Genomic DNA, 23,189 nt, shown 5'->3' on the forward strand with positions numbered 1-23,189 from the left:
GAGGTAACGTGGTGGTGTCCCAACGGCCAGTGACACCAGAAGTTCCCCTCCACAGGAAGCAACTGACGTGCACCAACAGCGCGCGGCGAACCGGCTCGGAAACGCCGCATGAACGACATCCTCGACCCGCTCCTCCTGTCGCGGTGGCAGTTCGGTCTGACGACGATCTACCACTTCCTCTTCGTCCCGTTGACGATCGGCATGGCCGTCGTCGTGGCCGTGTTCCAGACGGCCTGGTACCGCACGGGGCGCGCGCATTACCTCCAGCTGACCCGGTTCTTCGGGCGCATCTTCCTCATCAACTTCGCGATGGGCGTCGTGACGGGGATCGTGCAGGAGTTCCAGTTCGGCATGAACTGGTCGAACTACTCCCGCTTCGTCGGTGACGTGTTCGGCGCCCCGCTCGCGCTCGAGGGCATCCTCGCCTTCTTCTTCGAGGCGGCGTTCATCGGCATCTGGATCTTCGGGTGGGACCGCCTGCCGAAGGGGCTGCACCTCGCGAGCATCTGGTGCGTGAGCGTCGGCACCATGATGTCGGCGTACTTCATCATCGCCGCGAACGCGTTCATGCAGCACCCGGTGGGCTTCGCGATGAACGAGGCCAAGGGCCGCGCGGAGCTCACGGACATCTGGGCCGTGCTCGGCAACAAGGTCGCGCTGGCCGCCTTCCCGCACACGCTCTTCGCCTGCTTCATGGTCGCTGCCGCGGTGATCATCTCGGTCGCCGCGTACCACCTCGCGCGGAACCAGAACCTCGAGACGATGATGCCGGCGCTGAAGTTCGGCATGTGGACGATGCTCGCGGCGGGGGCCCTCACGGTCCTCACCGGCGACCAGCTCGGCCTCACCATGGTCGACACGCAGCCGATGAAGATGGCCGCGGCCGAGGCGCTCTACAACACCGCCACCGGCAAGGACGCGTCGTTCTCGATCTTCACGCTCGGCACCCCCGACGGCGTGCACGAGCTGTTCTCGATCCGCGTGCCGTACCTGCTGTCGTTCCTGTCGACGCACACCTTCAACGGCACGGTCGAGGGCATCAACGACCTGCAGGCCCAGTACTCCCAGGTCTACGGCCCGGGCGACTACAAGCCGATCATCTGGGTCACCTACTGGTCGTTCCGCTGGATGATCGCCCTCGGCGTCGGCGCGGTGCTGGTCTCGCTCGTCGGGCTCTGGCTGACCCGCAAGGGCCGCTTCCCGACGCAGCGGTGGGTCTGGCGCATCGCCACCTGGACCGTCCCGCTGCCGATGGCGGCCATGATCGTCGGCTGGATCTTCACCGAGATGGGCCGCCAGCCGTGGCTCGTGTTCGGGCTGCTCAAGACGAGCGACGGCGTCTCGCCGAACGTCACCGGGGTCGAGGTCCTCATCTCGCTCATCGTGTTCACGCTCATCTACGGCTCGCTGGCGGTGGTCGAGTTCCGGCTCATCAAGAAGGTGGCGCAGGAGGGCCCCGGCGCACCGGCCGAGGTCGACGAGGCCACCGGCGAGGTCAAGCACGAAGTGACGGTCTACTGATGGATCTCCCCGTTCTCTGGTTCGCGATCGTCGGCCTGTTCTTCGTCGGCTACTTCGTCCTCGACGGCTTCGACTTCGGGGTCGGCATGTCCCTGCCGTTCCTCGGCAAGGACGACACCGACCGTCGGGTCCTGATCAACACGATCGGGCCGGTCTGGGACCTCAACGAGACCTGGGTGATCGTCGCGGGCGCCTGCCTGTTCGCGGCCTTCCCGGAGTGGTACGCGACGATGTTCTCCGGGTTCTACCTGGCCCTGCTGCTCATCCTCGCGGCGCTGATCGCCCGCGGCGTCTCGTTCGAGTACCGGCACCAGAACAAGCACCTGGAGTGGAAGCGCCGGTTCGACCTGATGATCATCGTCGGCAGCGCGGTGCCGTCGTTCCTCTGGGGCGTCGCGTTCGGCAACGTGGTCCGCGGCATCCCGATGGACGCCGGCCACAACTACACCGGCACGCTGTTCGACCTGCTCAACCCGTTCGCGCTGTTCACCGGTCTCGCGACGCTGCTCGTGTTCTTCACGCACGGTGTCGTGTTCGTCGCGCTGAAGACCGAGGGCGAGATGCGGGAGCGGGCGAAGCGCCTCGCGACCCGTGCCGGCGTGCTCACGATCGTGGTGGGCGCAGCGTTCCTGGTGTGGATGGCGTTCGTGCGGTCCACCCCGACCTCGATCGTCCTGTCGGTCGTCGCCGCGCTCGCCCTCGTGCTGGCGGTGCTCTGCACGGCCTGGGGCAAGGAGGGGCGCGCGTTCGCCCTGATGGCGCTGACGATCGCCGCCATCGTGCTGGCGATGTTCACCGCGATCTTCCCGGACGTCATGCCCGCGACGAACGACCCGGCGAACAGCCTGAACGTGTACAACGCCTCGAGCGGCTCGTACACGCTGACGGTGATGAGCTGGGTGGCGCTGATCTTCGTGCCGCTCGTGCTCGCCTACCAGGCGTGGACGTACTGGATCTTCCGCAAGCGCGTGACCCGGGCCCACGTGACCCAGGCCGCGCACTAGGCGGCGACGGTGAAGCCGCTCGACCCGCGCCTGCTGCGGCTGTCGCGGACGGCCCGCGGCTTCATCGTCGCGGCCGCCGGCACCGGGGTCCTCCGCACGCTCGCGACGATCGCGATCGCGTGGGGGATCGCGGCGGCGGTGACCCTCGGCGTCGACGCGGTCCGTGACGGCAGCGTCCCGGGCGCCTTCGTCCCGGCGCTCGCGCTCCTCGCCGCGGCGTTCCTCGTCCGCGCGGTGGCCGCCTGGGCGACCGACGACCTCGCCGCCCGCGCCGCGGCGACGGTGAAGAGCGAGCTGCGGGCGACGGTCCTCGCCCGCGCGGCGGAACGCGGGCCGTCGTGGCTCGCCGAGCGTTCCAGTTCGGCGTTCGCGACCACGCTCGGCCCCGGCCTCGACGCGCTCGACGCGTACTTCGGCCGGTACCTGCCGCAGCTGGCGCTCACCGCGATCGCCACACCGGTGCTCCTCGTGGCGATCGGCCTCGGCGACCTGACCAGCGGTCTCGTCGTGCTGTGCGCCCTGCCGGTGATCCCGGTGTTCATGATCCTCATCGGCCTCGCCACCCAGGCGCTGCAGCGGAAGCAGTCCGACGCGTTGGCGACGCTCGGCGGTGCCTTCACCGAGGCGGTCGAGGGACTGGCCACCCTCAAGGTGTTCGGCCGCGCGCGGCGCCAGGTCGGCCGGATCGGTGTCGTCACCGACGAGTACCGGCGTGGCACGATCGGTGTCCTCCGGCTCTCGTTCGTGAGCGGGTTCGCCCTCGAGCTGGCCGCGAGCCTGGCCGTCGCGCTCGTCGCGGTGTCGATCGGCATCCGGCTCGTCGACGGCTCGCTCGGGCTGGGCGCCGCGATGTTCGTGCTCGTGCTCGCACCGGAGGCCTTCGCCCCGATCCGCCAGGTGGGTGCGGACTTCCACGCGGCGCAGGACGGTGTCGAGGCCTCGTCGGCGGTCCTCGACGTCCTCGACGACACCACGGCACCCGCGGCACGGCCCGGCGGCCTCCCCGCGGCCGGTGACCTCGTGCTCGAGGGGCTCACCGTCCGCCGTCCCGACGTCGTGATCGGGCCGCTCGACCTGCGGGCCGGGCCGGGCACGCTCGTCGTGCTGGCCGGTCCGAGCGGGTCCGGCAAGTCCAGTCTCATCGCGGCGATCCGCGGCGCACTGCCCCACGACGGCACCGTGACCGTGCCGGGTCGAGGGGGCAGCACGGTCACCGAGCGGACCGCCTGGGCCGACCAGCGCCCCCGACTCGTCCGCGGCACCGTCGCCGAGAACGTCGCGCTCAGCGCGACCCCCGACGACGCGGCGGTGCGCACCGCCCTGCGCGAGGCGGGGCTGGGACTCGACCCGTGCCTCCCGGTCGGCTCCGGCGGCAGCGGCCTGTCCGGCGGGCAGGCGCAGCGTGTGGTCGTCGCGCGGGCGCTGTACCGCGTCCGGCGCGCGGACACGCGACTCGTGCTGCTCGACGAGCCGACGTCCGCGCTCGACGCCGACGCCGAGGCGCACGTCGTCCGCACGCTGCGACGTCTCGCCGACGACGGCGCGGTCGTCGTCGTCGCGAGCCACCGACCCGCGGTCGTCGCGGCTGCGGACGTGCGCGTCGACGTGCGCTCCGGTGGTGCGGTCACGGTCACCCCGGTGGACGGGGTGCGCGCATGAGCCAGGAGGCACGGCAGACCCCCGACGTCGGCCCCCGTCCGACGCGCCGACGGCGTGGCGGCGGGGCCGCGCGGGACGGCTCGGTCCTGCGGCTCGCGATGCCGCACGGCGCCGGGTGGGCGAAGGCGGTCGCCGCCGGCGCGCTCAGCGCGGTCTGCGCCGTCGCACTGCTCGCGGCGAGCGGCTACCTCATCACCCGGGCGGCGGAGCACCCGCCGATCCTGTACCTGACGCTCGTCATGGTGGGCGTGCGTGCGTTCGCGCTCGGCCGGGCGGCCCTGCGCTACGTGGACCGCCTCGCCGGGCACGACGCGTCGTTCCGGCAGCTCGCCGTCGTCCGCACCGAGATGTACCGCCGGCTGTCCTCGGTCGCGCCGGCGGGACTCGGCGCCACCGGCCGCGGTGACCTCCTCACCCGGCTCGTCACGGACACCGACCGGCTGCAGGACCTGCCGATCCGGGTCGTCGGTCCGCTCGTGTCCGCCGGGGTGGCGGCGCTGCTCTCGGTCATCGCCGTCGCCGTCGTGTCGGTGCCGGCGGCGGTCGTGCTGCTCGTCGCCCTCGCCGTGGCCGCGCTGCTCGGCACGGTCGTCACCCTGTCGGTCGCCAGGCGCTCCGACGAGCAGACCGCGGCGGACCGCGGCCACGTCGCCGACCTCGTGCTCGACACCGTGCGGACGCTCGACGTCTTCGCCGCGTACGGCACGCTCGACGAGCGGCTCGAGCACATCGCCGGGCTCGACGCCCGGGTGACCCGGGCGGTGCGGCGTCGGGGGACGGTCGAGTCCCTGGTCGGTGCGCTCGTCGGTCTCGTCGGGGGCGGCGCGGTCGTCGGGATCCTGGCCGTCGGCGCGCCCGCGGTGGTCACCGGAGCGCTCGACGGGCCGCTCTGGGCCCTCGCCGTGTTCGTCCCGCTCGCGCTGTTCGAGGTCGTCGGCGGCGTGCCGCTCGCGGTCCTGACGTTCCGCCGGGTCCGCGCAGCGGCCGACCGGGTCGAGCGGGTCGTCCCGGCTGAGGTGCCGGCGGGCATCGTGCCCGAGCCGGACGCCGACGCCGACCCCGCCTCGCTCGTGGTCGACGGTCCGGTCACCATCGCCCTCCGTGACGTCTCGGTGCGCTGGCCCGGCGCCGCGGCCGCCGCCGTCGACCGGGTGTCGCTCGACCTGCACCCCGGCGAGGTCGTCGTCCTCGAGGGCCCGAGCGGCGCCGGCAAGTCGACGCTCGTGGACGCCCTCGTCCGGTTCGTCGACCACGAGGGTTCCTACACGCTCGACGGTGTCGAGGCGCGGGACATGCACCCCGACGCCGTCCGGGCGCGCGTCGGCCTGATCGAGCAGGACCCGTTCGTGTTCGACCAGTCGGTCCGGCAGAACCTGCTCTTCGCCCGCGACACCGCGACCGACGACGAGCTGCTCGCCGTCCTCGACCGGGTCGGTCTCGCCGCCTGGGTCCACGGTCGCGGTGGCCTCGACGCGGGCGTGGGGGAGCGCGGGGCACTGGTCTCCGGTGGGCAGGCGCACCGGCTCGCGCTCGCCCGGGCGCTCCTGCACGCGTTCCCGGTGCTCGTGCTCGACGAGCCGACGGCCGACATCGACCCCGACCTCGGTGACGCCGTGCTCCGCGACCTCGTCGGGGCCGCGCGGCAGGGCGGCAGGACGGTCGTCATCGTGTCGCACGTGCCGGTCGCGGCGGACCTCGTCGACCGGACCCTGCGGATGCGCGACGGGCGGCTCCTGGCGGCGTGAGCCGACCACCCGCCGGGGGCGGGCCGACGCCGGTGCGGTGATCCGTTCCTCCCGGCCTTATATCCTTGACCACCGGAGCGCGTCCGACGGACGTGATCCGTGCCTCCAGACTGAATGAGAGTTCCGTGACCACCGAGCCGTACCCCGAGGACCCGAACGCCTACGACTTCCGTCGTCTGCAGGAGAAGTGGCAGCCGCGCTGGGAGGAGCTCGGGCTCTTCACGACCGACCTCGACGACACGCGTCCCCGGAAGTACATCCTCGAGATGTTCCCGTACCCGTCCGGCGACCTGCACATGGGGCACGCCGAGAACTGGGCGCTCGGCGACTTCGTGGCGCGGTACTGGCGGCAGCAGGGCTTCAACGTGCTGCACCCGATCGGCTGGGACTCGTTCGGTCTGCCGGCCGAGAACGCGGCGATCAAGCGCGGGGTCGACCCGAAGGACTGGACCTACGCGAACATCGAGCAGCAGAAGGCGTCGTTCAAGCGGTACGCGCCCTCGTTCGACTGGACGACCGAGATCCACACCTCGGACCCCGAGTACTACAAGTGGAACCAGTGGCTGTTCCTCAAGATGTACGAGAAGGGCCTGGCCTACCGCAAGGACAGCTGGGTCAACTGGGACCCGGTGGACCAGACCGTCCTCGCCAACGAGCAGGTGCTGCCGGACGGCACCTCGGACCGTTCCGGCGCCGTCGTCGTCAAGAAGAAGCTGACGCAGTGGTACTTCAAGATCACCGAGTACGCCGACCGGCTGCTCGACGACCTCAACCAGCTCGAGGGTCGGTGGCCGGCGAAGGTCATCGCCCAGCAGCGCAACTGGATCGGTCGCTCGGTCGGTGCCGACGTCGACTTCGTGATCGAGGGGCGTGACGAGCCCGTCACGGTGTTCACCACGCGCCCGGACACCATCCACGGGGTGACGTTCCTGGTCGTGGCGCCGGACTCGGACCTGGCCGCTTCGCTGGTCGAACCTGCTGACGACTCGGTGCGTTCTGCGTTCGCCGATTACCTGACCGCCACCCAGAAGACCTCCGAGATCGACCGGCAGAACGCCGACCGCCCGAAGACCGGCGTGCCGCTCGGCCGCTTCGCGATCCACCCGCTGACGGGGGAGCGCCTGCCGATCTGGGCCGCCGACTACGTCCTCGCCGACTACGGCCACGGCGCCGTCATGGCCGTGCCGGCGCACGACCAGCGCGACCTCGACTTCGCCCGGGCGTTCGACCTGCCCGTCCGCGTCGTGGTGGACACCAACGCCGCCGTGACGGGGGCGATCCCGGTGATCACGCCCGACACCGAGCTCCCGGCACTCGACCCGGTGTCCACCGGCGAGGCACTGACCGGCACCGGTCGGATGATCAACTCCGGCCCGCTCGACGGCATGTCGAAGCAGCACGCCATCAGCGCGGCGATCTCCCTGCTCGAGGAGCGGGGCACCGGACGCGCCGCGAAGACCTACCGACTGCGCGACTGGCTCATCTCGCGCCAGCGGTTCTGGGGCACCCCGATCCCGATCATCCACGGCGCCGACGGCACCGAGCACCCGGTGCCGATGGACCAGCTGCCGGTGCGGCTGCCCGAGACCGACGGCCTCGACCTCAAGCCGAAGGGCACCTCGCCCCTCGGTGGCGCGACCGACTGGGTGAACGTCCCGAACCCCGTGGACGGCACCCCCGCGCTCCGCGACACCGACACGATGGACACCTTCGTGGACTCGTCGTGGTACTTCCTGCGCTTCCTCGCCGCGAACGACGACACGCAGGCGTTCGACCCCGCGGTCGCGCGCAAGTGGGCCCCCGTCGACCAGTACATCGGCGGCATCGAGCACGCGATCCTGCACCTGCTCTACGCGCGCTTCGTCACCAAGGTCCTGTTCGACCTCGGCTACCTCGACTTCACCGAGCCGTTCTCGGCGCTGCTCAACCAGGGCATGGTGCTGTCCGGCGGCTCGAAGATGTCGAAGTCGAAGGGCGGCGTCTCGCTCGGTGACGAGCTCGACGCGAACGGGGTGGACGCCATCCGCCTGGTGATGGGCTTCGCCGGTCCGCCGGAGGACGACATCAACTGGGAGGACGTCTCGCCGTCCGCCTCGGCACGCTTCCTCGCCCGTGCCTACCGACTGGCGCTCGACGTCACCTCGTCGCCCGACGTCGTCTGGGCCGACGGCGACCGTGCGCTGCGGCAGGTCACGCACCGCTTCCTGGCCGATGCGCCGGGGATGATGGAGTCGTTCAAGTTCAACGTCGTGATCGCGCGGCTGATGGACCTGGTGAACGTCACCCGCAAGGCGATCGACAACGGGCCCGGCGCGGCCGACCCCGCCGTGCGCGAGGCCGTCGAGACCATCACGCTCGGGCTCGCGGTCTTCGCGCCGTACGTCGGCGAGGAGATGTGGGAGAAGCTGGGCTACGAGCCGACCGTCGCCACGTACGGGTGGCGGAAGGCCGACCCGACGCTGCTCGTGCAGGAGTCGCTGACGGCGGTCGTGCAGGTCAACGGCAAGGTGCGGGACTCGTTCGAGGTGTCGAAGTCGATCGAGCCCGCGGAGCTGGAGGCCATGGCGCGGGCGTCGGCGAACGTGCAGCGGTACATCGGTGAGCGCGAGATCGTGAAGGTGATCGTGCGGGCGCCGAAGCTCGTGAACATCGCCATCAAGGGGTAGCGCTCCGGCGGGTCGGTCCGGTCGGGCTGGTCGGTCCGGGCGGTCCGGTCAGGCTGGTCGTTCTGGTCGGTCCGGTCCGTCTGGTCGTTCCGGCCCGTTCAGTCGTTCCGGTCGGTGTGGTCGTTCCGGTCGGTCTGGTCGGTCTGGTTGGTCCGGTCGTTCCTCCACAGGCGAGCGGACCGTCCGGTGGTCCACCGGTCTCCGGGCGGGCCCCCGGTCGGGCGTGGTGCGTCCGTAGCGTGCCGGCATGTCGTCTGGTGATGGTCGGTCCGGGTCCTCGTCGCCCTCGTCCTTGTCTTCGTCCTCGTCGCGGTTCGCCGCGCTGGCGGTGTCGCCCCGTGCCGCGGTGCTCCTGGCTGCCGTGGTGGTCGTCATCGCCCTGGTCGTGGTGCTGCTCGGAGCCCGGTCGGGCTCGTCCGCACCGGACGACGGCGGTGGTGCGCTGACGGTCACCGGAGCGCCGTCCGTCCGGTCGTCCACCGCGGCGACGGGCGGTCCTGGGTCCCCGGGCGTCCGCGGGTCGTCGCCGTCCGCCTCGGCCGTGGCCGACCGGGTGGTGGTGCACGTCCTCGGAGCGGTCGCGCGGCCGGGCCTCGTCACCCTGACCGCCGGCAGCCGGGTGTCCGACGCGGTCGACCGGGCGGGCGGTGCGCGTGACGATGCCGACCTGAGCCGGGTGAACCTCGCGCGCGTGCTGGCCGACGGCGAGCGGTTGTACGTTCCGGCGACGGGGGAGACCGCGATCCCGGAGCCCGTCGACGGTCCGCCGGGCGCGGGCGCCGACGTCGGGGCTGGGGCCACCGGTGCGTCCAGCGGCACCGTCGTCGACCTCAACTCGGCGGACCAGACCGCGCTCGAGACGCTCCCGGGGATCGGCCCGTCGCTCGCGGGTCGCATCCTCGCATGGCGCGACGAGCACGGACGCTTCGCCGCGGTGGAGGACCTGCTCGACGTCAGCGGCATCGGTGACGCTCGGTTCGCGGAGCTCCGCGACCGCGTGCGGGTCTGATCGGCCTCCCGGTGGCCGTCGAGACGACGCCCGGCGTCCGCGACCTGCGCGTGGCCCTGCCTGCGGCGGCCGCGTGGGTCGGGGCCGCGCTGCTCGTCGGGTCGCCCGAGCGTGCCGGATGGGTCGTGCTGATCGGTGCGGCGGCGGTGTGCGGGGGCATCGGCTGGCTCTGCGTCCGGCGTCCACAGCGTGCCGTCGGCCTCGTCGGCCTCGTCGGGATCGTCGTCGTCGCGGCGGCGTTCTGCACCGTGGTGGCGGTCGCGGTGGTGGTCGGCGACGCCCGCCGGAGTCCCGTCGCGCTGGACGGTGCGGGGACGGTCACGGTGGAGGTCGTGCTCACCCGCGACCTCGCGCCGGGGGACCGCTCGGTCGTCGGGACCCTCGTCGACGCGGGCGACACCGAGGGACTGCACGTCCCGGTCCGGGTGGTCCCGGCTGGGACCGGCGCCGACGGACCGATCGCCGCCGGCTCCCGGCTGCGCGGGGCGGCCGTGCTCGAGCCGGACGAACCGGGGAACGCCACGGCGTACGTCGCCTTCCTGCGCGGAGCCGTCCGGACCACGCCGCCGACGGGGCTGCTCGCCGCGACCGATCGGGCACGGCAGGCGTTCGTGGCGGTCACCCGGGCGCTGCCGGAACCCGGAGCGTCGTTGCTGCGGGGCCTGGCGATCGGCGACCGGAGCGGACTCGACCCCGGAACCGAGGCGGCGATGGAGACCTCGGCGCTCACCCACCTGACCGCCGTGTCCGGGTCGAACTGCGCGGTGATCGTGGGCCTCGTGGTCGTGCTCGGCCGGTTCGTGGGACTCTCCCGCGTCGCTCGCGCTGCGGTGGCGATCGCGCTCCTGGCGGCGTTCGTCGTCCTCGTCCGGCCGGACCCGTCGATCGTGCGCGCGACGGTGATGGCGGTGGTCGTCCTCGTGGTCCACCTCGCCGGTCGCCCGGTCCGGGGCGTGCCGTTGATCGCCCTGGCCGTGGTCGGCATGCTCGTCGCCGATCCCTGGTACGCCCGCTCCTTCGCGTTCGCCCTGTCGGTGCTCGCGACGAGCGGGATCGTCGTGCTCGGTCCACCGCTGACCGCGGTCCTCGCCACGCGCCTCCGGACGCCGTTGGCGGCGGCACTCGCGATCCCGGTCGCGGCCCAGGTCGCCTGCTGGCCCGTGACGATCCCGCTGTCGGCTGCGTTCCCGACCTACGCGGTGCCGGCCAACCTGCTCACCGAGCCACTCGCGCCGATCGTCACCGTGGTCGGGCTCGGCGCCTGCGTGCTCGCGCCGCTGTGGCCGTGGGGTGCGTCGGTGCTCGCCGCCATCGCCTGGGCGCCGGCCACGGCGATCGGCGGGATCGCGCACGGCGCCGCTGCGCTCCCTGTCGCGGCGGCGCCGTGGCCCGCGGGTGTGACCGGCGTGGCCGCCGCAGCCGTCGTGAGCGCCTGCATCGCCGTCGCGGTCCTGACACCGGGCGCGGTCCGGTTCCGGTTGCTCGTCGCCGCGGGTGCCGTCGCGGTGATCGGACTCGCGTCGGTCGCCGTGCCGCGGATCGTCGTCCGCGCGGGGCTGCCGGGCGACTGGGCGATCGCGGCGTGCGATGTCGGGCAGGGTGACGCCGTGGTCATCCGCGGCGGGACCGGCGTCGCGATGGTGGACGTCGGGGACGACCCGGAACGGCTCGGCGCCTGCCTGGACCTCCTCGGTGTCGACCGGGTGGACCTGCTCGTCCTGACGCACTTCGACCGCGACCACGTCGGCGCGGTGGCATCGGTGACGGACCGTGTGAGGACGGCGCTGGTCGGGCCCACCGGCCGCCCCGAGGACGAGCGGGTCCGCCGGTCGCTCGTGGACGCGGGCATCGACGTCCGGACGGCTGACGACACCACTGCGGGCACGCTCGGGCCCCTGCGGTGGCGGCTGCTGTGGCCGCGTGCGGGAGCGGGGGAGAGCGGCAACGCTGCAAGCCTCGTCCTCCGCACGGAGCCCGGACCCGACTGCCCGTCGTGCGTGAGCGGGTTGTTCCTCGGCGACCTGGGGGAGACGGCGCAGCGGCGGCTCCGGGGTGTCCTCGACGCCGAGGACGATGCCGACCGGGTCCCGATCGACGTCGTCAAGGTCTCACACCACGGATCCGCCGACCAGGACCCGCTCCTGTACCGCGAGACGGCGGCAGCGGTCGGGCTCATCGGTGTCGGTGCTGACAACACGTACGGGCACCCGACCCGGTCGGCGCTCGAGATGCTCGACGCCGCCGGGACCCGGGCGTACCGGACCGATCTGCTCGGGACGATCGTGGTCGGGCGGGACGGTTCGGGCGGGCTCCGGGTGTGGACCGAGCGCTCGGCTCCCGGGTCCCCGCGGGGTGCTCCCGGGTCCCCGCAGCGCGATCCGTCGGTCCCTGCGCTCGCACCGGGGCGGGACTCCCGACGTCGGTGGCAGGCCGCCGGCGCGGTGTCCGGTGCCGGGGCGGTGTCCGGTGTCAGGTCGGTGTCCGGCGTCTGCGCGGCGTCCGGTGTCGGCGAGGGGCGTCCGGGCGGAGCGCTCGGCGTCGGCCGTCGCCCGTAGGATCGAGACATGCCCGCCAAGAAGCCCGCACGCGCCGCAGCGAAGATCGACCAGGTGCCCTGGTCGGGGATCCGCCCGGCGCCGGTCGTGCTCGTCACCGGGCCCGAGCCGTTCCTCGCCGAGCGTGCGAGCGGCGTGCTCCGCGACCTGCTCGTGGGTGAAGACCCCGCGCTCGAGGTCCACGACCTCGAAGCCGACCAGTACGCGCCGGGGCTCTTGGCGACCCTCGCGAGCCCGTCCCTGTTCGGGGAACCGCGTCTGGTCCGGGTCACCAACGTCGAGAAGTGCACCGACGCGTTCATCACCGAGACCATCTCGTACCTCGGTGCGCCGGCGGACGACGTCACCCTGGTCCTGCGACACGGCGGTGGCGTGCGCGGGAAGAAGCTCCTCGACACGATCCGCAGCGGTGTGGGCGGCGGCATCGAGGTGCTGTGCGACGAACTCAAGCGCGAGACGGACCGGATCGACTTCGTCACCGCCGAGTTCCGGGCTGCCCGGCGCAAGATCGCCCCGTCGGCGGTGCGCACCCTCGTCGCGGCCTTCGCCGACGATCTGGCCGAGCTCGCCGCGGCGTGCCGGCAGCTCCTCGCCGACGAGGCGGCGGAGATCACGGACAAGGTCGTCGACAAGTACTACGGCGGTCGCGTCGAGACCAACGCGTTCAAGGTCGCCGACATCGCGCTCGCGGGGCGTTCGGCACCGGCCATCGTCGAGCTCCGGCACGCGCTGTCGACGGGCGAGGCCCCGGTGCCGGTCGTCGCGGCGTTCGCCTCGAAGATCCGCACGATGGCGAAGGTCAGCGCCTTCCGCGGCCCGAGCGGGCAGGCGGCGTCGGCGCTCGGCATGGCGCCGTGGCAGGTGCAGCGCGCCCAGCGTGACGTCGCCGGGTGGAGCGAGTCCGGCCTCGCGAACGCGATCATCAGCATCGCCGAGGCCGACACCGCGGTGAAGGGCGGGTCGCGCGACGCCCACTACGCGCTCGAGGTCATGGTCCGGACAATCGCCCGGCGCGGCGAGGCGCGCTGAGCCGAGCCGCGCCTCCAGGAATCACCGACGGGCGACAGCCCACCCGCCGGAGCTGCTCCGCCGGAGCTGCTCCGCTGGAGCCGACCGTCCGCGGCCGACCTGCCGGACCCGAGCCGGCGATCCGGACCGCTCGGACCGGCACGGCGACCGGGCACGACCCGCCGCTCAGCTCCGCCCATCGGGCGGTACCTGCTGCGCGCGCACGCCGAGCGGGACGAACACTGCCCGCTCACCGCCCGCGCCGGCACACCACCGCCTGCGCCGGCACCGGCGCGGGCACACCCCGCCGACGCCGGCACACTCCGCCTGCGCCGGCAGACCACCGCCCGCGCCGGCACACCACCGCCCGCGCCGGCACACCCCGCCCGCGCCGGCACATCCCACCCTCCGCGTGGCGAACCCGCACTCCGCGAACGACGAAGGCCCCGCACCGAACGGTGCGGGGCCTTCAGACCAGAGGGTCCGTGCGTCAGAGCGACGCGACCTTCTTCGCGATGGCCGACTTGCGGTTCGCGGCCTGGTTCTTGTGGATGACGCCCTTGCTCACGGCCTTGTCGAGCTTCTTCGAGGCGAGGGTCAGGGCCGCGACGGCCTTGTCCTTGTCGCCGGCGACGACGGCCTCGTTGGTGTGACGGATGACCGTCTTGAGCTCGGAACGGTAGGCCTTGTTGCGCTCCTGGGCCTTGAGGTTGGTCTTGATGCGCTTGATCTGCGACTTGATGTTCGCCATGCGTGTTGCTCCTTGTTCGTCTCTACGGGTGGTCGCGACCGCTGGGTAGAGGGGCCCTTGGTCGCATCGCGTTCCACCCGTGGGCGGGGAACGCGGAAGCCAGCCCCCAACATTACCAGGCCGGAGCGTCTGGACCAAAGCACCGAAACGCCGAAACCGTGCCGCAACAACCGTTCGCTACCGTGACGAGCATGCCATCGCTCGCGCGCCGCATCGAGACCGTCCCCGCCTCCGGCATCCGCCGGGTGTTCGAGCAAGCAGCCCGCATGCAGTCGGACGAGGCCGACCGCGGTACCGAGGGAGACATCGCGATGCTGGTCATCGGCGAGCCGGACGTGCCCGTCGCCGCCCACATCGGCGAGGCCGCCCGTCGTGCCTGGACCGAGGACCGCACCGACTACACGCCGAACGGCGGCATCGCCCCGCTGCGGGCGGCCATCCGCGAGAAGCTCCGCCGCGAGAACCGCATCGAGGCCGACCTCGAGCAGATCTGGATGACGATCGGGGCGACGCAGGCGCTGTTCCAGGCGATGACCCTCGTGCTGAGCCCGGGCGACGAGGTCCTCGTCCCCGACCCCGGCTACACGACCTTCACCATGAACGCGCACATCATCGGGGCGACCCCGGTGCCGTACCGCCTCGAACCGCAGCACGGGTTCGAGCCGGACCTGCAGGCCCTCGAGGCGAGCATCACCGAGCGCACCCGCGTCCTCGTGGTGAACTCCCCGTCGAACCCGCTCGGCTCGGTGTTCGGCGAGCAGACCCTCCGCGATCTGCTGGCGTTGGCGAAGCGCCACGACCTCTGGGTGATCAGCGACGAGGTCTACGAGTATTTCACCTACGGCACCCGCCACGCCAGCCTGGCGAGCCTCGACGAGGACGACCGGGTCTTCACCGCCTTCTCGCTGAGCAAGACGTACGCGATGACGGGCGTCCGGGTCGGGTACCTCGTCACGCCGAAGGGCCTCGGCGCGACGATGCGCACCACCCAGGAGGCGATGATCAGCTGCGTCGCCGAACCCGACCAGTGGGCGGCCCTCGCGGCCATCGTGGGGGACCACTCCGCCGTGCAGGAGGCCCGGGAGCACTACCGTGCCAACCTCGACGTCGCGAAGGAGGTCCTCGACGCCGCCGGCATCCGGTACCTCGACCCGCGCGGCGCGTTCTACCTCTGGATCGACATGTCCCACGTCACCGAGGGCGACGTTGCCGAGTGGGCGCTCGCGTTCCTGCAGCGCGAGCGTGTCGCGGTCGCGCCGGGGAGCGCCTTCGGCCGGACCGGTGAGGGGTGGATCCGTGTCTGCCTCGCAGCGACCGCGGCGGACCTGCGCCGCGGGCTGGGCGCACTGCCGGCGCCGGAGCGCGTCGCCGTCTGACGCAGCGTGCGTCGGGCCTCGCCTGGAGGCGCGGTGCGCGTCCGGCGCGCCGCGCCGCGCACCGTGCTTGATCCGTCAGCTGGTGCGCGGTTGGTTGCATGGTGCGGCGCTGAAAGCGGGCACGGAGCGGTCGCGGCCGTCGCGGGTGACGAACCGCGCACCGTGCGTCGGCCTGCTCGGCCGCGCCGCGCCTCCTGACCCGGAGGCGCGGCCGGGTCGGCCGCGCCTCCTGTACAGAGGCGCGGTGCGCGTCCGCGGCGGGCCGCGCACGGTGCGTGGTCCGTCAGCTGGTGCGCGGTTGGTGGCGGGGTGCGGCGCGGGAAGCGCGCACGGGGCGGTCGCCGCTGTCGCGGGTGACGAACCTCGCACCGTGCGCCGGCCTGCTCGGCCGCGCCGTGCCTCCTGTTCTGAAGGCGCGGTTCGAGTCCGGCGCGCCGGGCCGCGCTGCGCACGGTGCGTGGTCCGTCAGCTGGTGCGGTGTTGGTTGCTTGGTGCGGCGCAGGAAGCGCGCACGGGGCGATCGCCGCCGCTGCGGGCGATGAACCTCGCACCGTGCGCCTGCCTGCTCGGCCGCGGCCGTGCCTCCTGGCCAGGAGGCACGAGCCACGTTCGCCGCGCTGCGCGCGGTGCGTGGTCCGTCGGCTGGTGCGCGGTTGGTTGCATGGTGCGGCGCTGGAAGCGCGCACGGGGGCGATCGACGCTGCTGCGGGTGACGAACCTCGCACCGTGCGCCGACCGGACGCCGCCGCTGCGGGCGGCGAACCTCGCACCGTGCGCCGACCGGACGCCGCCGCCGCAGGCGACGAACCTCGCACCGTGCGCCGGCCGGACGCCGCCGCTGCGGGCGGCGAACCTCGCACCGTGCGCCAGCCGCCGCGCGGACGTGGGACAATCGTTCGACCGTCCGACCCACCCCGAGGAACCGTGAGCCCACAAGCATCCGCGCCGCTCGAGCCCGCCTCGACCCCGGCCGACGCGATCCGCAACTTCTGCATCATCGCGCACATCGACCACGGCAAGTCCACGCTGGCCGACCGCATGCTGCAGATCACCGGCATCGTCGAGGACCGCGCCATGCGTGCGCAGTACCTCGACCGCATGGACATCGAGCGCGAGCGCGGCATCACGATCAAGTCGCAGGCCGTGCGCATGCCGTGGGAGCTCGACGGGCAGACCTTCGCACTGAACATGATCGACACGCCCGGACACGTGGACTTCTCGTACGAGGTGTCCCGGTCGCTCGCCGCGTGCGAGGGTGCGATCCTCCTGGTCGACGCGGCGCAGGGGATCGAGGCGCAGACTCTGGCGAACCTCTACCTGGCGCTCGAGAACGACCTCGAGATCATCCCGGTGCTGAACAAGATCGACCTGCCGGCGGCCGAGCCGGACAAGTACGCGGCCGAGCTCGCGCAGCTCATCGGCGGCAAGCCGGAGGACGTCCTCCGCGTCTCCGGCAAGACCGGCGTCGGCGTGGCCGAGCTCCTCGACCGTGTGGTCGGGTCGGTGCCGCCGCCCGTCGGTGACGTCGACGCGGCACCCCGCGCGATGATCTTCGACTCGGTCTACGACAGCTACCGCGGCGTCGTGACCTACGTGCGGATGGTGGACGGCACGATCCACCCGCGCGAGAAGGTCCAGATGATGTCGACCAAGTCGACGCACGAGATCCTCGAGATCGGTGTGTCGTCGCCCGAGCCGAAGCCGACGAAGGGCCTCAGCGTCGGCGAGGTCGGCTACCTCATCACCGGCGTCAAGGACGTCCGCCAGTCGAAGGTCGGCGACACGGTGACCACGGCGCAGAAGCCCGCCACCGAGGCGCTGGCCGGCTACACCGACCCGAAGCCGATGGTGTTCTCGGGCCTGTACCCGATCGACGGCTCCGACTACCCGGACCTCCGCGAGGCGCTCGACAAGCTCAAGCTGTCCGACGCGGCCCTCGTGTACGAGCCCGAGACGTCGGTGGCGCTCGGCTTCGGCTTCCGCTGCGGGTTCCTCGGCCTGCTCCACCTCGAGATCATCACCGAGCGCCTCAGCCGCGAGTTCGGGCTGGACCTCATCACCACCGCCCCGAGCGTGATCTACGAGGTCACGAACGAGGACGACACGGTGACCGAGGTCACGAACCCGTCCGAGTTCCCCGGCGGCCGCATCGTCGAGGTCCGCGAGCCGATGGTCCGCGCGGCCATCCTCGCCCCGAAGGACTACGTCGGCGCGATCATGGAGCTCTGCCAGTCACGTCGCGGGTCGCTGCTCGGCATGGAGTACCTCGGCGAGGACCGCGTCGAGATCCGCTACGAGATGCCGCTCGGCGAGATCGTCTTCGACTTCTTCGACCAGCTCAAGAGCAAGACCCAGGGCTACGCGTCGCTCGACTACGAACCCACGGGCGACCAGGCTGCCGACCTCGTGAAGGTCGACATCCTGCTGCAGGGCGAGCAGGTCGACGCCTTCAGTGCCATCGTGCACCGCGACAAGGCGTACGCCTACGGCACGCTCATGACCGAGCGGCTCCGCAAGCTCATCCCGCGCCAGCAGTTCGAGGTGCCGATCCAGGCCGCCATCGGCGCGCGCATCATCGCCCGCGAGAGCATCCGGGCGATGCGCAAGGACGTCCTCGCGAAGTGCTACGGCGGTGACATCACCCGCAAGCGCAAGCTCCTCGAGAAGCAGAAGGAGGGCAAGAAGCGCATGAAGATGGTGGGTCGCGTCGAGGTCCCGCAGGAAGCCTTCATCGCGGCGCTCTCCGGCGACGTCGAAGAGAAGAAGAAGTAGCGGCGGGGCCGGTCAGGCGCGGCGGGCGCGAGCCCGCAGCACGGCCAGGCCCAGGGCCGGGAGGCTCGCCGCGGCCAGTCCCACGAGTGCGGTCCGCAGGATGACGAGTCCGGCGGCCGCGTCGTAGTCGGTCTCCGACCCCGCGGCGAACCCGGCCACGACGGCGCCGACGACCATCGCCAGCGTGCAGAGCCCGAGCACGGAGGGCAGCCGACGGGCCGCGTGCCGACGGACCGCGAGCACGAGGGTGACCCCGAACAGGATCACGCCCACGCCCGCGCTGCACGCCCCGAACACCGCGATGGCGTTCGCCGTCTCGAAGACGTCCGCGTCCCCCGGGGCCGTCGCGGCGTACCGCGCGGGGGCGCCGAGTCCGGCGGTCGCCCACGCGACCGCGGCCCGCGCCGTCGCGGCCAGCCCGAACGCCGCGAGCGTCAGGACGGCGAACGAGACCGTGGTGCGGTCGACGGACCGTGCGCGGTCGATGGCGGAGCGGGGCACGCACCAACGATAGGGGCGTGGCGGACGCGTGTCGGGCCTCCCGTTCGGGGCGCGCGGGAACCGGACGGGTGGCCCGCCGTCCGGACCGTCCCGGTTCGGTCCGGGGCACGAGGGGCCAGTACAGTGGGCCGCATGAGTACCCGCGGGAGCTACCGGACCGCCCTGACGTACGGAGCCGTGGGTGCGACCCAGGCGTCGGACCTCATGACGTACCCGCCGGAGGGGTTCGTCCCGTCCGAGTCGCGGTCCCGGATCGGCCACGGCGACCAGCGCTTCGAGACCGCGGTCACGCAGGCACTGACGTGGCAGATCCAGGAGCGCAGCGGCATCCGCGTGCACGTCGAGGACCAGCCCGACGACGACGAGGTCCGCTACAACCCGGTGACCTTCGACGAGCAGGGCGTGCCGATCGCCCCGGCCTCGATCGGGACGCCCCGGGTCGAGAAGTTCGCCCCCGACGGCACGCCGCTCGTCACGGCGGGCACGAGCGCGACGCTGACGATGCACGCCTTCGGCCGGACGGTCCTGGCGCCGGTGCGGGTCGTGTCGATCATCGACGAGACCGACCGCAAGGGCTTCGCGTACGGGACGCTCGAGGGGCACCCGCTCTCGGGTGAGGAGTCGTTCGTCGTCGAGCGGACGCCGGACGGGTCGGTGTGGCTGCAGATCCGGCAGTTCTCGCAGCCGTCGAGCCGGAAGTGGCAGTTCGTGGCCCCGTTGCTCCGCCGGCAGCAGAAGGTCATGGCGCAGAAGTACCTCGAGGCACTCCGCGGCGACTGACGACCCGCACCGACTGTCGGTGACGGCTCAGCCGAGCCAGCGGTACTCGGACACCGGCCGACCCGGTGCGCCGTACCGTGATCGGCGCTCCGCGGCCCCGGTCCCGACGAGGTGCTCGAGGTAGCGCCGCGCGACCACCCGGGAGAGCCCGAGGTGCGCCCCGGTCTCGGCGGCGGAGAGTCCGTCGGCACCGCGGAGGGCGCCGGCCACGAGGTCGAGGGTCTCCTCCGCCAGTCCCTTCGGCAGGGTCGACCGTCGGACGGGACGCAGTGCGCCGAACAGGGCGTCGATCTCGTGCTGCGTCGGCAGGCTCCCGGTGTCGGTGGCGCGCCGGTGGTACGCCCGGTACTGCTCGAGCCGCTCGTGCAGGTCCCCGGCGGTGAACGGCTTCACCAGGTAGTGCGCGACGCCGAGGGCCGCCATCCGTCGGACGGTGTCGGCATCGCGGACCGCGGTGACGGCGAACACGTCGACGCGCGCTCCCGAGCCGCGCAGCGCCCGCACGAGGTCGAGTCCGGAGCCGTCCGGCAGGGTGACGTCGACCAGGGCGAGGTCGACGCGCGCCATCACCGCCGGGTCGCGGAGTGCGGTGAGGACCGCCCGCGCCGTCGTGCACTCCGCGGTCACCCGGAAGCCCTCGACGCGTTCGACGAGGGTCCGGTGGAGCTCGAGGGTGAGCGGGTCGTCCTCGACGACCATGACGCCGATCACGGCGTGGGCTCCGCGGGCAGGCGGACGACGAAGCGGGTGGGGTCGCGGTGCACCTCGACCGTGCCCTGCGCATGGTCGACGACGGACCGGACGAGGGCGAGGCCGATGCCCCGCGTCGACGGCACGCCCGGAGCCGGAGCCGCAGCCGGAGCGAGCGCCGGGACAGGGGCCGGTGCCGGGGCCGCGGCGGGGCCCGGCTCGCCGTGGGGGTCCTCGGTCGCCACCGGCTTCGTGCTCCAGCCCCGGTCGAAGACCCGCGCCAGGTCCGCGTCGGCGATCCCCGCCCCGCTGTCGACGACCTCGATCTCGAGCGCCGCCGCACCCGCGGGGGAGCGGCCCGCCGGCGCGCCCGACCGACCGTCCACCTGCGCGCCCGACCGACCGTCCACCTGCGCGCCCGACCGACCGTCCAGCGGCGCGCCCGGCCGTCCGCCTGCCAGCCCACCCGACCGCCCGGTCGCCGGGCGCACGCCGTCGCCGACGCGGGCCGACCGCGTGTCGCGCACCGCGCCTCCCGGACCGTCCGCCCGACGGACCGCCACCCGCACCCACCGGGGTGCCGGACCGGATGCCGCCGCGTCAAGCGCGTTGTCGACCAGGTTCCCGACGACGGCGACCAGGTCCACCGGCCGCACGGCCGGCTCCGGCACGTCGGGCTCGACCTCGGCGCGCCACCCGACGTGGCGTTCGGCGGCCTGCGAGGCCTTCCCGAGCAAGAGCGCCGCGACGGTGCGGTCGCCACCGTGGACGTGGTCCACGAGGTGCTGTGCGTCCCGGGCGCCCTCGGTCAGGAGCGTGACCGCCTCGTCGCTCCGGTCCAGCTCGATGAGCGTCACGGCGGTGTGCACCCGGTTCGCGTGCTCGTGCTGCTGCGCGCGCAGCGCCTCACCGAGGGTGCGCACCGACTCGTACGAGGCGACCGCGTCGCGGACCGCTCCCGGCGGCAGGTCGCCGAGGACGCGCCTGGTCGACCGTCGTGCCACCAGCGCGGACAGGACGCCGGCGAGGAACACGGCCGCGGCGACGAGCACGGCGAACGGCAGCCGTTCGGCGACCTGCGCGCCGATCCGGTCGACCGTGACGCCCGTCGCGACCCAGCCGACGACCCGGCCGTCGGCGCGCACCGGCACGATCGTCCGGACGGACGGTCCGAGCGTGCCGGTCGAGCGCTCGGTGAGCGACCGCGGCGTGCCCGGGATGGTCCCGATGTAGTGCCGGCCGACCTCGTCCGGGTCAGGGTGGGTCACGCGGATCCCCGCGGCGGTCATGATGGTGACGAAGGCGGCGCCGCTGGCACGCTCGGCCCGCGTCGCGACGGGCTGCAGGGTCCTGGAGGCGCGGCTCGGCTCCTCCTGCAGGGCCGCGACGGTCCTCGGGTCGGTCGCGAGCGCCGTGGCGACGGCGCGCGTGACGCTCGCCGCCCCGGTCTCGGCCGCCCTGCGGGCGTCGAGGACGAGCAGCACCGCGAGCAGGGCGCTGACGAGCACGACGGCGGCGGTCACGACGAGGAAGACACGGCCGGCGGTGCTGCCGGTCGGAGGACGGCGCACGGCGGCGCGCGTGCGGGGCGACCGTGCGGCAGCGGTGCGCGCCGGGGTGCGGGGGCCGCCCATGGTGTCCTCCAGACGTCGGTGTCCTGCGACCAATTCGACCACAACTCGCGTGCGGGTCGGTGCCGGCACGATGCTGTCCGGCGGACGACGACGTCCCCGAAGGAGGCAACGATGGCTCTCGACCGCACGGTCAGCCCCCGTCGCACGGGCTCTGCCCGCCGGCGCCCGGCACCGCACACCTGGCTCTACCTGTCCGTGATCGCCGCCGTGGTGCTCGGCGCACTCGTCGGGCTCGTGTTCCCCGCGTTCGCGCAGACGCTCAAGCCCCTCGGGGACGGCTTCGTCGCGCTCATCCACATGATGATCGCGCCCATCATCTTCTGCACGATCGTCGTCGGGGTCGGGTCCATCGCCAAGGCGGCGACGGTCGGGAAGATCGGTGGCCTCGCGCTCGGGTACTTCCTCGTCATGTCGACCGTCGCGCTGGCGATCGGCCTGGTCGTCGGCAACCTCGTGCACCCCGGCGACCACCTCGACATGCGGGGCTCGACCTACCAGGCGACCGGCGAGGCGTCGTCCACCCACGAGTTCGTGCTCGGGATCATCCCGACGAGCCTGTTCTCCGCCTTCACCGACGGCAGCGTGCTCCAGGTGCTGTTCGTCGCCCTGCTCGTCGGGTTCGCCGTGCAGCGGATGGGCGCCCGCGGCGAGCCCGTGATGCGCGTCGTGCGGAAGCTGCAGGAGGTCGTCTTCCGGATCCTCGGGATGGTGCTGTGGGTGGCCCCGGTCGGCGCCTTCGGTGCGATGGCCGCGGTGGTCGGTGCGACCGGTGCCGGCGCGATCGCGAGCCTCGGGCTCCTGATGGTCGCGTTCTACGTCACCTGCGTGCTGTTCATCGTCGTCGTGCTCGGCTCGCTGCTCTGGGTGGTCGCGCGCATCAACGTGCTGCGGCTCGTGCAGTACCTCGGCAAGGAGTACCTGCTCATCGTCGGGACGTCGTCGTCGGAGTCCGCCCTGCCCCGACTCATCGCCAAGATGGAGCACCTCGGCGTCGCGAAGCCGGTCGTCGGCATCACGGTCCCGACCGGGTACTCGTTCAACCTCGACGGCACCGCGATCTACCTCACGATGGCGTCGCTGTTCATCGCGAACGGCATGGGCGAGCCGATGAGCGTCGGGGAGCAGATCGGGCTGCTCGTCTTCATGGTGATCGCGTCGAAGGGGGCCGCCGGGGTGAGCGGGGCCGGGCTCGCCACCCTGGCCGGGGGACTGCAGGCGTACCGTCCGGACCTCGTGAACGGTGTCGGCGTGATCGTCGGCGTCGACCGTTTCATGTCCGAGGGACGTGCGCTCACGAACTTCACCGGCAACGCCGTGGCGACGATCCTGGTGGGCCGGTGGACGCGGCAGTTCGACGCCGAGCGTGCGCGCCGGGTGCTGGCCGGGGCGCTGCCGTTCGACGAGTCGGCGGTGCAGGGGCACGACGGGGGCGAGGACGCATCCGCCGCCGAGGCCGAGCGGGAGCGCGAGCCGGAGCGGGTCTCCGCCTGACCGCGGGGCCGGCGGGGCGGCGGGGCC

General features: G+C 72.8%; 16 protein-coding genes. 12 read left to right on the forward strand and 4 right to left on the reverse strand.

Going from position 1 to position 23,189, the window contains the following annotated elements; translation table 11 throughout:
* Nucleotides 1-108 precede the first annotated feature (108 nt).
* The 8 genes from ACNQOV_RS10500 to holA all read left to right on the forward strand — a co-directional run bounded on the left by ACNQOV_RS10500 (nucleotide 109) and on the right by holA (nucleotide 13,188).
* Nucleotides 109-1,521, forward strand: a complete 1,413-nt coding sequence (locus ACNQOV_RS10500; RefSeq protein ID WP_416394439.1) for a cytochrome ubiquinol oxidase subunit I — start codon at nucleotides 109-111, stop codon at nucleotides 1,519-1,521.
* Entirely contained in the window at nucleotides 1,521-2,525 is a 1,005-nt protein-coding gene (gene cydB, locus ACNQOV_RS10505) for a cytochrome d ubiquinol oxidase subunit II (RefSeq protein WP_402262197.1), read from the forward strand. Before ACNQOV_RS10500 ends, cydB begins: the two co-directional genes overlap by 1 nt.
* Nucleotides 2,526-2,534: 9 nt before the next feature.
* Nucleotides 2,535-4,184 (forward strand): thiol reductant ABC exporter subunit CydD, encoded by a 1,650-nt coding sequence (cydD, locus tag ACNQOV_RS10510; RefSeq protein WP_416394440.1) that lies wholly within the window; start codon nucleotides 2,535-2,537, stop codon nucleotides 4,182-4,184.
* Complete coding sequence (cydC, locus tag ACNQOV_RS10515; RefSeq protein WP_416394441.1) at nucleotides 4,181-5,929, forward strand: thiol reductant ABC exporter subunit CydC; 1,749 nt, start codon at nucleotides 4,181-4,183, stop codon at nucleotides 5,927-5,929. Before cydD ends, cydC begins: the two co-directional genes overlap by 4 nt.
* 125 nt (nucleotides 5,930-6,054) lie before the next feature.
* The gene (leuS, locus tag ACNQOV_RS10520; protein ID WP_402262205.1) at nucleotides 6,055-8,595 is read left to right on the forward strand and encodes a leucine--tRNA ligase; all 2,541 of its coding nucleotides are present in this window, start codon (nucleotides 6,055-6,057) and stop codon (nucleotides 8,593-8,595) included.
* A 247-nt stretch (nucleotides 8,596-8,842) separates the two neighbouring features.
* Entirely contained in the window at nucleotides 8,843-9,604 is a 762-nt protein-coding gene (locus tag ACNQOV_RS10525) for a helix-hairpin-helix domain-containing protein (protein ID WP_416394442.1), read from the forward strand.
* A gap of 11 nt (nucleotides 9,605-9,615) precedes the next feature.
* Nucleotides 9,616-12,159, forward strand: a complete 2,544-nt coding sequence (locus ACNQOV_RS10530) for a ComEC/Rec2 family competence protein (RefSeq protein ID WP_416394443.1) — start codon at nucleotides 9,616-9,618, stop codon at nucleotides 12,157-12,159.
* A gap of 9 nt (nucleotides 12,160-12,168) precedes the next feature.
* The gene (gene holA, locus ACNQOV_RS10535) at nucleotides 12,169-13,188 is read left to right on the forward strand and encodes a DNA polymerase III subunit delta (protein WP_416394444.1); all 1,020 of its coding nucleotides are present in this window, start codon (nucleotides 12,169-12,171) and stop codon (nucleotides 13,186-13,188) included.
* A 469-nt stretch (nucleotides 13,189-13,657) separates the two neighbouring features.
* Here holA and rpsT read toward each other — a convergent pair whose 3' ends face one another.
* Nucleotides 13,658-13,918, reverse strand: coding sequence for a 30S ribosomal protein S20 (gene rpsT / locus ACNQOV_RS10540; protein WP_022905736.1), 261 nt, complete (start codon nucleotides 13,916-13,918; stop codon nucleotides 13,658-13,660).
* A gap of 191 nt (nucleotides 13,919-14,109) precedes the next feature.
* Between rpsT and ACNQOV_RS10545 the strand changes: the two genes are divergently transcribed.
* The gene (locus ACNQOV_RS10545; protein WP_416394446.1) at nucleotides 14,110-15,294 is read left to right on the forward strand and encodes a pyridoxal phosphate-dependent aminotransferase; all 1,185 of its coding nucleotides are present in this window, start codon (nucleotides 14,110-14,112) and stop codon (nucleotides 15,292-15,294) included.
* Nucleotides 15,295-16,218: 924 nt separating this feature from the next.
* The gene (gene lepA / locus ACNQOV_RS10550; protein ID WP_022905734.1) at nucleotides 16,219-18,066 is read left to right on the forward strand and encodes a translation elongation factor 4; all 1,848 of its coding nucleotides are present in this window, start codon (nucleotides 16,219-16,221) and stop codon (nucleotides 18,064-18,066) included.
* Nucleotides 18,067-18,078: 12 nt separating this feature from the next.
* Here the strand turns inward: lepA and ACNQOV_RS10555 are convergent, their stop codons facing one another.
* The gene (locus ACNQOV_RS10555; RefSeq protein WP_416394448.1) at nucleotides 18,079-18,567 is read right to left on the reverse strand and encodes a hypothetical protein; all 489 of its coding nucleotides are present in this window, start codon (nucleotides 18,565-18,567) and stop codon (nucleotides 18,079-18,081) included.
* A 132-nt stretch (nucleotides 18,568-18,699) separates the two neighbouring features.
* Here ACNQOV_RS10555 and ACNQOV_RS10560 point away from each other — a divergent pair, with 132 nt between their 5' ends.
* Nucleotides 18,700-19,347 carry a DUF1990 family protein gene (locus tag ACNQOV_RS10560; protein ID WP_031261340.1) on the forward strand — a complete coding sequence of 216 codons (648 nt, stop codon included), beginning with the start codon at nucleotides 18,700-18,702 and terminating at the stop codon, nucleotides 19,345-19,347.
* 27 nt (nucleotides 19,348-19,374) lie between these two features.
* On the opposite strand, the gene ACNQOV_RS10565 is transcribed toward ACNQOV_RS10560, so the two are convergent.
* Entirely contained in the window at nucleotides 19,375-20,058 is a 684-nt protein-coding gene (locus ACNQOV_RS10565; protein ID WP_022905731.1) for a response regulator, read from the reverse strand.
* Nucleotides 20,055-21,608 carry an ATPase gene (locus ACNQOV_RS10570; protein WP_416394450.1) on the reverse strand — a complete coding sequence of 518 codons (1,554 nt, stop codon included), beginning with the start codon at nucleotides 21,606-21,608 and terminating at the stop codon, nucleotides 20,055-20,057. Before ACNQOV_RS10570 ends, ACNQOV_RS10565 begins: the two co-directional genes overlap by 4 nt.
* Nucleotides 21,609-21,782: 174 nt before the next feature.
* On the opposite strand from ACNQOV_RS10570, the gene ACNQOV_RS10575 reads away from it, so the two are divergent.
* Nucleotides 21,783-23,162 carry a cation:dicarboxylate symporter family transporter gene (locus ACNQOV_RS10575; protein WP_416394452.1) on the forward strand — a complete coding sequence of 460 codons (1,380 nt, stop codon included), beginning with the start codon at nucleotides 21,783-21,785 and terminating at the stop codon, nucleotides 23,160-23,162.
* Nucleotides 23,163-23,189: the final 27 nt, after the last annotated feature.

It is taken from the genome of Curtobacterium sp. LFS084 (assembly GCF_047977705.1).
Classification (GTDB): domain Bacteria; phylum Actinomycetota; class Actinomycetes; order Actinomycetales; family Microbacteriaceae; genus Curtobacterium.

What these genes read in the sequence shown, in the direction of transcription:
- ACNQOV_RS10500 (WP_416394439.1), top strand. Translation starts at nt 109, where the DNA reads ATGAACGACATCCTCGACCCGCTCCTCCTGTCGCGGTGGCAGTTCGGT.
- cydB (WP_402262197.1), top strand. Translation starts at nt 1,521, where the DNA reads ATGGATCTCCCCGTTCTCTGGTTCGCGATCGTCGGCCTGTTCTTCGTC.
- cydC (WP_416394441.1), top strand. Translation starts at nt 4,181, where the DNA reads ATGAGCCAGGAGGCACGGCAGACCCCCGACGTCGGCCCCCGTCCGACG.
- ACNQOV_RS10525 (WP_416394442.1), top strand. Translation starts at nt 8,843, where the DNA reads ATGTCGTCTGGTGATGGTCGGTCCGGGTCCTCGTCGCCCTCGTCCTTG.
- holA (WP_416394444.1), top strand. Translation starts at nt 12,169, where the DNA reads ATGCCCGCCAAGAAGCCCGCACGCGCCGCAGCGAAGATCGACCAGGTG.
- rpsT (WP_022905736.1), bottom strand. Translation starts at nt 13,918, where the DNA reads ATGGCGAACATCAAGTCGCAGATCAAGCGCATCAAGACCAACCTCAAG.
- ACNQOV_RS10545 (WP_416394446.1), top strand. Translation starts at nt 14,110, where the DNA reads ATGCCATCGCTCGCGCGCCGCATCGAGACCGTCCCCGCCTCCGGCATC.
- ACNQOV_RS10560 (WP_031261340.1), top strand. Translation starts at nt 18,700, where the DNA reads ATGAGTACCCGCGGGAGCTACCGGACCGCCCTGACGTACGGAGCCGTG.
- ACNQOV_RS10575 (WP_416394452.1), top strand. Translation starts at nt 21,783, where the DNA reads ATGGCTCTCGACCGCACGGTCAGCCCCCGTCGCACGGGCTCTGCCCGC.